We start from the raw sequence: 5,915 nt of genomic DNA on the forward strand, positions 1-5,915 counted from the left end.
CGACCAGGGCAATCAACTCTCAGACTGTCGTCATAGTGAACACATGGTCCCCGGCCTGCATCGATCGCGGGAGCGATCGGCTCGAATGTCCCCGATCGTTGCCGGGAGCTCGTCGGGGCAAATCGGCCCACACCTACAGCCTGTTTGCGATCTCAAGTAGACGACGCTTCGCCTCGGATCGTTCGTCCGCATCCAGTGCAACCAATACAGACTCAAGATCCGATAGGCCGAACCGCCAAGGCAGCGTGGTGGTAGGTTCCTCCGTCGGATCTTCCACCACATGCCTTTCAACGCTCCGGGGCGTTTGCGGGCGTGATGCGACGGGCCGCGGCTTCTTCTCCTTCGGGGCTGGTTTCGCCTTCGATTTTCGGCGGGGCTGTTCGACGCCATCGCGGCCGACGACGGTGTCAACCGTTGACACCGTTCCCACATCTTCAAGTTCGCCTCGAACCTTGCGGACGAACTCGTGCGACACCGCACACATCCCCGCGATCTCTCGATCGCTCTTCCCGGACCACCAGGGAACCAGGAGGGCGGTCTCCACGGCCTTCCGCTTGTCGGCGTTGGTACGCCGAACGCCGTGGTCGGCGTTCTCTTTCAACGCCATTTTCAGAGCGAGGTCGTCGTCGCCCCGCAGGGAGCGAACCGGAACGGGATCGGACCAGTCGGCGAGTTTCGCAGCGGCGAGCCGTGTGAACCCGCCGTAGAGGTGAAGAACGCTGCCGGTATCCCGAACGCCCTCTAACTTCGGAAACGGCCAAGGACCTCCGAACTTTTGAGCTTCTCGAAGCACATCCGCGTACTCCTCGGCTGTGGTTTGGTCAGTCCCCCCGGCCCGCATTTGGAACCGCTCATTCGGTTCGTACTCTGCGGCGAGGAGAGAATCGTTTTCGTTGACGCCAGCCATCAGAACGCCTCTTTCGCAACTCGAAAGAATCTTGCGACAGCCACCTACACCTAGCACCCCACGCCGTGTCTGGACGTGGGCGAAACGGTCGGTGGTGTTATCTGCCGCGGCCGGTACGTCCGGCGGGCGTCTCAGTCGCCGTTGAAGGCGAAGGTGCGGCGGGTAAGGCCGATCTCCTGCCCAGCGTATCATCTACACCCGCTCGGCGTCACCCTCCACCGGAGATATCGACCCGCGACCACAGATCCGCCCGCAGCGATTGCACCTCCAACGCCGTGACCGCCGCCATCCTGAGGATGTGACCGGCCGTCACTAATCCCAGCCACAGGAACACGAACGCCGCACAGGGCGTATACGCCGCGATGCCGCTTTCGTCGTACTGTGCAATACCGACGAACAGTAGAATCCCCGCGACGAGGAGAGCGATGGCGGAGAACACGATCAGCGTGGTGGCGGTGCCCAGAGCCAGTTCGACGGCATTCGACTTCACATCGTTCTGACCGCCGACGATCCTCGCTGGCCGGTCGGTCGGCGAGGCGGGCGGGGTTCTCGGCGGCGCTGCCTCCTCGACCGCCTCCTCCTCGAACACCACCGCCGCCAGACGGGCGGAATCTGTCGGCTCGGCGAACCTCAGACCGTCCACCTCGCCAGCCCGATGCCATCGACGGGAGCCGACCCGCCGGACACGATCGTCGGGGCTCAGGGTTCCGTCGGCGGCGAGGGACGCCAACTCGGCGGCGGTGTGGGGACCGGACGGGACGTCGGTCCCGCGGGCGTCGTATTTCGTGGCGGGCATCTTCGCGGGCTCAGAGAGCGTGGTGGGGAGCGTGTCCCCCATAAGCGCTCGGCGACCCCGTCCGGTTCAAGTCTCCCGGCGCGGCCGATCGTCGCGCCGGCTCACCACTACCGAAACAGGCTGTACGGGTTCGGCTCCGCCGCGGCCCGCTCGGCAGCGAGGCGTTCGTTCTCCGCGTCCTGTTCCGCGTCGGATTCCCCGAGCCATACGACTCGCGAGGCCCAACCCTCGGCGCCGCCCCGTTCTTCGTAGATGACGTCAACGTAGTCATCCGCCCTCTGCTTTTCCGTCGACTCCCAATATCTCTCGGTTCCGTACTCCCAAGCGATCAGGCCGGGCACCGCGACGCAGATGAGTACCAGGCACGCGGCAGTGACCTTTTGGGCGATCGTGGATTTGGGGGTCTCGGCAGTCATGACGGACGGGGTACGTGTGGTGGACGGAGGCGATCCTGTTCGCCCGTTTCTGCGGCGTAGCGGATTCGGGGGAACCGTCGGGCCAACCGGGGAGTGGGGTCGGCCGGGCCGTCGGCTCATCAGGGACTCCGGTTCTGCCAGAAGGGGGGTGGGGTATATCCGTCCACCACAGCCGTCGGTTTCGTCGTCGGCTCCCGACGCGGGCGGGGTTCTGCACCGCAGCAAGCAATGGAACCAGCCACTCTCAAAGCCGGGGTGGGGGTACGGGGCCTCGGGAGCGTCCCCCGCGACGACGCTGACGACCGACGCGGCGAGGTCGTCAGCGGGCCGTCAGGAGGACGTGGTGGTCGGCTCCACGAGGAGGGTTCCGGCTGTCGCCGGGGACTCGTGACGCCGATACGCTCCCGATACGCTTCGGGGGGTCACGACGGGTCACGCCGTCCACCTCCCTTCACGTTCCACCCCTAAACACAGACGTTCCAACCGGACAATCTTTTTCTACAAGCGGCATTGAACAAGCGACATGGAACGCACGGCTCTTCGGAAGGAGTTCCGAGGGCGGGGCGATCCCAACCAAAGCCGGAGCCGCTGCGGGCCGATAGGCTCTCTTCCGTTTCCCTCTCCAACGATCGAACCGATGGCCGACCGCGACTTCACCCCGCACCAGCAGAAGGCGATCAAGCGGTACTACGACAACCGTCCCGCGATCGACCGCACGAAGCTTTCGGAACTCGTCACGAACCTTTACCTCGCCGATCCCGGCAAGGCCGAGAAGATGTGGGACCGGGCGGAGGATCTGATGACGCGGCTCGAAGTTCCGCCCGCGCGGGTCAAACACGTCATGGGGACGCGCGACGTCACCGCGCTGGCGAAGGTCGTCGAGGAACTCCAATAACGAGGCGTTATTCCTCGACGCCGTCCTCCTCGGCCGGCGGAGCGAGTTCCGCGTCGTAGTCCGGCTCGGGATCGTTCTTTTCGGCTTCCAGGTCGGCCTGTTCCTTGGCGACGCCGCGGCGGGCGTCGTCGACCGCGTCTTCCGCCTCCTCCACTTCGGTGACGGCTTCGCGGTGTTCCTCGCGCTGCTCCGCCCGATTCTCCCGGGCGTCTTCGAGATCCTCTTCCGCGTCGCGGAGATCCTCCTTCGCCTCGGCCACGTCGTCGGCCTCAGCCGCAAGCTGGGCCTCCTCGGGATCGACCGGGGTTCCGTCGTCGCTCGCGTCGTCGCATCCGATTAACGGGAGAGCGCACAGGAGAGCGGCGGGCAACAGGCGGGGGCGCAGCATCGATCGATCCGGAGACGGAGCGGGGGGGTGAATCGCTGCGGATTCTACCCCTCCGGCGACCCGCGAGCGCCCCCGATCGTTCAGTCTTTCAAACACCGATCGATCTGCCGGACGGCCTGCCGCAGGCGCTGTTCGTTCTCCACGATCGCCAGTCGGAGATACCCTTCGCCTTCTTCGCCGAAACCGCGACCGGGGCTGACGGCCACGTCGCCTTCGGCCAGCAGTTTGAGGGCGAAGTCGATGCTACCCATATCCCGATGGCTTTCCGGGATCGGCGCCCACACGAACATCCCCGCCTTCGGCTTGGGGACATCCCAGCCGATCCGGTTCAGGCCGTCGACGAGGGCGTCCCGGCGCTTGGCGTACTCCTTGACCACCGCGGCGACGGCCGGGTCGGCATGTCGCATGGCGATGATCGCCGCGATCTGAACCGCCTGGAAGATGCCGTAGTCGTAGTAGCCCTTGATGGTCGCCAAGGCGCGGACCATCTGCGGATTCCCCGTGCAGAAGCCGATCCGCCAGCCGGCCATGCTGTAGCCCTTGGACATCGTCGTGAACTCCACGCCCACGTCCTTCGCCCCGGGCGAGGCGAGGAAACTGGGCGGCTGATAGCCCTCGAAACCGATGTCCGCGTAGGCGAAGTCGCTAAGCACCAGAAAGTTGAACCGCTTCGCCAGCTTGACCAATTCGTCGAAGAAGTCCTGTTCGACCGTCGTGCCGCTCGGGTTGTGGGGGAAGTTCGCCACCACGACCTTCGGTTTCGGGAACAGGTGCTCGCAGGTGTACGCGATGCGATCGAGGTACGCAGCCGGGTCGCGGACGTCGAGTTGAATCACGTTCCCGCCCGCCAGCATCACCGAGTAGGCGTGAATCGGGAAGGTCGGTGCCGGCACGATCGCCGTATCGCCGGGTCCCAGCAGGGCGAGGCAGGAGTGGCTGAACCCTTCCTTCGAGCCGAGGCAGGCGAGCACTTCGCTGTTGGCGTCGAGCTTCACGCCGTACTTGCGGTCGTACCGCTTGGCGACTTCGAGCCGCAGATTCTCGATCCCGTTGGAAACGCTGTAGCGATGGTTCTTCGGATCGAGCAGCGCCTCCTTCAGCTTGTCGGAGATCTGGGCGTCCGGCGGGTCGGTCGGATTGCCCATGCCGAGGTCGATCACGTCCGCCCCGGCGCGGCGGCGCTCCAGCTTCAGCTTGTTGATCTTGCCGAACAGGTACGGCGGAAGCCGCCGCACGCGGTCCGCGACCGGGATGTCGAACGGGGCGTCTTCAAAGGAAACGTCGGTGTCGGATTCGCTGCGCACGGCGGTGTCTTACAGAATGGCGAGCGGGGGGCATCCGCCCCCCGTGCGAGGCAGCCTACCAACCTACGGCCGGTCCGCCGCGCACGAAAACACCCCGGCCGCCGAGGGCGACCGGGGTGAAGAATTCGTCGTGACGCATGCGCCTCAGCGGGTCGCGGGCCGCTGGGCAGCGGCGGCCGTCCGCGGGTCGGTCACTTCGCCGGTGAGGTAGTTGTGCACCACGGTGCGATCGCGGATCTCCGTGAACACCTTGGCGACGCTCTCCTGGACCTTCTGCTCCCGGAGTTCCTCCTCGATCAGCGGGCGGACCTCTTCGAGCCGGGTCGCGGCCGCGTCGGTGATTCCTTCACGCTTGAGGATCACGTAGCGACGCATGCCGGGGAAGGACAACTGAACGATCCCGCTGATCTCGCCGTCCTTCAGGGCGAAGGCCCGACGTTCCAGTTCGGCGGTCTCCGGCGAGCCGTACATGCTGATCGGCGGGATGACGCCGTCGAGGGCTTTGCTGCCCTCGTCGATGCTGTGGTTCCGGGCGAGGGCGCCGAATTCGCTCGGGTTGGCGGAGGCCTGCTTGTGGATCTCCGTGGCGCGACGGAGGTTGTCCGTCATGATCATGCGAGCCTTCACCTTCGGCCCGTAGGTGCGAATGAAGGCGTGCTTGACGTCCTCCGGGGTGACCTCCACCTGGGTGTCGGCCAGCTTCTTCAGGGCCAGCTTGGGCCAAATGACGTCGTTCCGGTACTGGTCCGGGGTGACGTCGCGTTCGCTCTCGAGCATCCGCAGCCAGGTCGCCACGTCGACTTCGTATTTCTTGGCGCCGGCGGCGACTTCCGCGTCGACTTCCGCGCGGGTCACGGACACGCCGCGACCGTCGCAGGCCATCTTCACGGTGGCGCGGTTGATCATCGATTCCAGCACCTCGGCGCCGTACCGATTGAACGCTTCCGCTTCGACCTGAGCCTGCGTGATCTTGTAGGAGCGATCGCCGTCCGCCAGCTTGGCGAGCACTTTGGTGCTGTCGGCGACCGGACGAGCCTGCTCCGGGGCGACGGCGGCGGGGGCCGCGTCGGCCTGCTCCGTGTCGATCAGCTGCATCGCCCCGACGCCGGCGGCGGCGAGCGCGAAAGTGCCCCCCATCAGCAGCGCCCACGGCTTCTTCGCCGGGGCGGCGTAGGCCGCGGCGAAGAAGCCGTGGGCGCTGCTGATGGG

General features: G+C 65.9%; 7 protein-coding genes. 1 reads left to right on the forward strand and 6 read right to left on the reverse strand.

The genetic code is table 11. From position 1 onward, the window contains the following. Window positions 1–133: 133 nt before the first annotated feature. The 3 genes from LzC2_RS19660 to LzC2_RS19670 form a co-directional block, all read right to left on the reverse strand. Window positions 134–907, reverse strand: coding sequence for a hypothetical protein (locus LzC2_RS19660; RefSeq protein WP_171189735.1), 774 nt, complete (start codon window positions 905–907; stop codon window positions 134–136). A gap of 208 nt (window positions 908–1,115) precedes the next feature. After that, window positions 1,116–1,703: a GYF domain-containing protein gene (locus tag LzC2_RS19665; protein ID WP_171189736.1), complete on the reverse strand. Its 588-nt coding sequence runs from the start codon at window positions 1,701–1,703 to the stop codon at window positions 1,116–1,118. Between the two features lie 107 nt (window positions 1,704–1,810). After that, the gene (locus LzC2_RS19670; RefSeq protein WP_171189737.1) at window positions 1,811–2,119 is read right to left on the reverse strand and encodes a hypothetical protein; all 309 of its coding nucleotides are present in this window, start codon (window positions 2,117–2,119) and stop codon (window positions 1,811–1,813) included. A 637-nt stretch (window positions 2,120–2,756) separates the two neighbouring features. Here LzC2_RS19670 and LzC2_RS19675 point away from each other — a divergent pair. Continuing rightward, window positions 2,757–3,014, forward strand: a complete 258-nt coding sequence (locus LzC2_RS19675; protein ID WP_171189738.1) for a hypothetical protein — start codon at window positions 2,757–2,759, stop codon at window positions 3,012–3,014. A gap of 7 nt (window positions 3,015–3,021) precedes the next feature. Here the strand turns inward: LzC2_RS19675 and LzC2_RS19680 are convergent, their stop codons facing one another. The 3 genes from LzC2_RS19680 to LzC2_RS19690 all read right to left on the reverse strand — a co-directional run. Continuing rightward, window positions 3,022–3,402 (reverse strand): hypothetical protein, encoded by a 381-nt coding sequence (locus tag LzC2_RS19680; protein WP_171189739.1) that lies wholly within the window; start codon window positions 3,400–3,402, stop codon window positions 3,022–3,024. Between the two features lie 80 nt (window positions 3,403–3,482). Next, window positions 3,483–4,706, reverse strand: coding sequence for an aminotransferase class I/II-fold pyridoxal phosphate-dependent enzyme (locus tag LzC2_RS19685; RefSeq protein ID WP_171189740.1), 1,224 nt, complete (start codon window positions 4,704–4,706; stop codon window positions 3,483–3,485). Between the two features lie 144 nt (window positions 4,707–4,850). Next, on the reverse strand, window positions 4,851–5,915 hold a 1,065-nt coding region (locus LzC2_RS19690), incomplete at its 5' end, for a peptidylprolyl isomerase (protein WP_171189741.1).

This window comes from Alienimonas chondri (assembly GCF_013036045.1).
GTDB classification, from domain to species: domain Bacteria; phylum Planctomycetota; class Planctomycetia; order Planctomycetales; family Planctomycetaceae; genus Alienimonas; species Alienimonas chondri.

Coding starts and splice junctions, on each gene's coding strand:
- LzC2_RS19660 (WP_171189735.1), bottom strand. CDS start 907: ATGGCTGGCGTCAACGAAAACGATTCTCTCCTCGCCGCAGAGTACGAA.
- LzC2_RS19670 (WP_171189737.1), bottom strand. CDS start 2,119: ATGACTGCCGAGACCCCCAAATCCACGATCGCCCAAAAGGTCACTGCC.
- LzC2_RS19665 (WP_171189736.1), bottom strand. CDS start 1,703: ATGCCCGCCACGAAATACGACGCCCGCGGGACCGACGTCCCGTCCGGT.
- LzC2_RS19680 (WP_171189739.1), bottom strand. CDS start 3,402: ATGCTGCGCCCCCGCCTGTTGCCCGCCGCTCTCCTGTGCGCTCTCCCG.
- LzC2_RS19675 (WP_171189738.1), top strand. CDS start 2,757: ATGGCCGACCGCGACTTCACCCCGCACCAGCAGAAGGCGATCAAGCGG.